The sequence below is a fragment of the Halomonas sp. AOP30-A1-24 genome, assembly GCF_052378165.1.
Classification (GTDB): Bacteria; Pseudomonadota; Gammaproteobacteria; order Pseudomonadales; family Halomonadaceae; genus Vreelandella; species Vreelandella citrativorans.
Genome location: NZ_JBQSXL010000069.1, coordinates 1 through 2,211, shown reverse-complemented (window position 1 = coordinate 2,211; position 2,211 = coordinate 1). Strand labels below are relative to the sequence as shown.

Annotated in this window: 5 protein-coding genes; all 5 read left to right on the top strand. The window is 56.5% G+C overall.

The window, feature by feature from the left end:
• Positions 1-436 (top strand): hypothetical protein (locus tag ACT3TJ_RS17880; RefSeq protein ID WP_444622821.1); only part of this gene is annotated, 436 nt, incomplete at its 5' end.
• Positions 433-1,089, top strand: a complete 657-nt coding sequence (locus ACT3TJ_RS17875; protein WP_444622822.1) for a hypothetical protein — start codon at positions 433-435, stop codon at positions 1,087-1,089. The genes ACT3TJ_RS17880 and ACT3TJ_RS17875, both read left to right, overlap by 4 nt.
• Before the next feature lie 9 nt (positions 1,090-1,098).
• Positions 1,099-1,575 carry a hypothetical protein gene (locus ACT3TJ_RS17870; RefSeq protein WP_444622823.1) on the top strand — a complete coding sequence of 159 codons (477 nt, stop codon included), beginning with the start codon at positions 1,099-1,101 and terminating at the stop codon, positions 1,573-1,575.
• Positions 1,572-1,829: a hypothetical protein gene (locus ACT3TJ_RS17865; RefSeq protein WP_441680128.1), complete on the top strand. Its 258-nt coding sequence runs from the start codon at positions 1,572-1,574 to the stop codon at positions 1,827-1,829. The genes ACT3TJ_RS17870 and ACT3TJ_RS17865 overlap by 4 nt, the downstream gene beginning before the upstream one ends.
• A 25-nt stretch (positions 1,830-1,854) precedes the next feature.
• A partial coding sequence (locus ACT3TJ_RS17860; RefSeq protein WP_444622824.1) for a hypothetical protein occupies positions 1,855-2,211 on the top strand: 357 nt, incomplete at its 3' end.

The following is a 2,211-nucleotide window of genomic DNA, read 5'->3' as shown; positions in this document are numbered from 1 at the left end:
GCTGTTTCGTATTTCCCAAACGCTCGATGATCTAATCGATAAAGACAAGCCTGTTACCGACGGCGTGCTGATACGCACGTTCTGGGAAGCGCTTATCGAGCTGCCCGCAAATCCTTTTTACCGTGAGCATGAACCCTATCTTAGGCCCCTGATGGCCAGTGCATTACAGGATTGGCGTGATAGCGCGTACCTGGAACGCGCTGATAGCCATCACTATAAAACCTTGGCCTTTGTGCTGCGCGACCAGTTGACCGGCTTGGTGACACAGTGCGCCTACCTAATCGGTGGCTATGAGTGGATGAATAAGGTCAGCCTATCCATTCGTGACCATTTCCACGAAGACGGACTGGATGAATACCTAGCTGGACTCGACCCCACGCAAGACGAAACGTATCAGCAAGATGTCAACGAATCGCTGAACGGGGGGGAGGAATGAGCGGCGGTGGAGGCGGTAGCAACGATGTGAAAGACACGCCCGAGCAACGCCAGTTAGCTCAAGTGGCAGCGGAAAAATGGAACTACGCCCAAGAGAAACTGGCGCCCCTCGAAAATGCATACATGGAATCAGTGGGCGATATGACCAGTGATGCCAATATGAGCTACATCGCGGGCCGGACGTTGCAAAGCCAGCAGCAGTCAGTAAGTGACGCTAGCCAGCAGGCCGGTATGCAGTTAGGCCAAGCAGGTATTGATCCCTCCAGTGGCCGCGCTCAGTCCGCAATGAGCGGCATTGCGTTAGGTGGTGCCAGCGCAGGTGGTGAAACCCTAGGGCGTGCCCAGTTCGAGCAGGAAAACCAACAAATCCAAGGCCTGCAAAATATTGTGGCGATTGGTCAGGGCCAAGCTGGTCAGGCGCAGGTGGGGCTTTCCGGGGTGGCTGCACAGTCGGCTGCTGATGCCCAACAAACGGCAGCTAACCGCTTTAACCGGCGTAGTGCGAACCTGCAGCTATTGGGACAAGTCGCGGGCGCCGGTACCGCCAACTACATGAATCAGTCCACGCCAGCGCAAGGACTGAATCTTTACGATGAAGCGGCGACCGGTGGGCTAGCTGGCGGTCAAGGCGCTGGCTACTTTGGCGGATTTTAAGGAGGCGCCATGCAATACCAACCCACGCTAGGCCAGATAAATTACACCCCATCACAAACCGCACAGCAACGCATCGACCCCAATCAAGCCATGCGCGGCGACCAAGGGGCGTCTCATCTTCTTGGCCAACTTAACCGCGCGCAGTGGGGGGATTGGCAGAACCGCTTTGCCCCCTACGTCACTGAGCTTGCCCGCGTAGCGCAAGACAACAACGCACCCGGCGTCGCAGGCGCTAACGCCAGTAACGCGGTAGGGCTGGCGTATGACAGCAGCCAGCAGGGCTTGGCGTTGCAGCGCCAAGGCTTTGGCATTAGTCAGACCCCTCAGCAGCAAGCCGCCGAAGAACGCCGAACTAACATCGAGCGCAGCGCCTCCATGGTGAGCGCTGGCAACGAAGCACGTATATCGGCCCAAGACCGCCAGGGCGCCATTTTAGCGGGCGGCATGGGCCTCTCCAACATTCCAGACAAGGTGATGAACTCATGAGCTACGGGCTATTAGGACTACGTCAGAAAATGGAAGGCGAAGCCATGCAAGGACTGAGCGACCTCGCAGGTCAGCAACGCCAAGCCAAAATGCATGAAGATCAAATGGCATCGGCTAAAAAAGCCCAGCAGATGCAGGCTGTGGGCACCGGTGCTGGTATCGGCATGATGGCGGGTGCGCAAGCAGGCAGCGTTGGCGGTCCGTGGGGTGCGGCCATCGGGGCGGGCGTAGGTCTACTTATGTCTTCATTTTGACTCGTAAGTTTATAGGAGGCGGGGCATGGCAGGTTTAGATATGCGTGGTTTGGCAGATGGTTTTGCCCAAGGGTTCGGCCTGATGAACCAATACCAACGCGGGCAGGCGGCAGACCGGCGGGCAGACGAGCAACTAAAAATACACCGCGATAATGCGGCATGGCAGCGTGAAGACGGGGATCGTCGTTTTGGCCTAAGCCAAGATCAGTTTGATCAATCTGTTACAGATTCTGATCGCCGCTTTGGTTTGGCCGAAAAGGGATTTAGTTTGCAAGAGCGTAAAGCTGAGCACTCCATGCAGACGGCTGATCGCCAGCTAGGTTTACAGCAACAGCAATTGGGCCTTCAGCAATCCCGGTTTAATGCTGAGCAAGAAGCTCAG

Excerpts from the sequence above, each read along its gene's own strand:
- ACT3TJ_RS17875 (WP_444622822.1), top strand. The coding sequence starts at position 433 with ATGAGCGGCGGTGGAGGCGGTAGCAACGATGTGAAAGACACGCCCGAG.
- ACT3TJ_RS17870 (WP_444622823.1), top strand. The coding sequence starts at position 1,099 with ATGCAATACCAACCCACGCTAGGCCAGATAAATTACACCCCATCACAA.
- ACT3TJ_RS17865 (WP_441680128.1), top strand. The coding sequence starts at position 1,572 with ATGAGCTACGGGCTATTAGGACTACGTCAGAAAATGGAAGGCGAAGCC.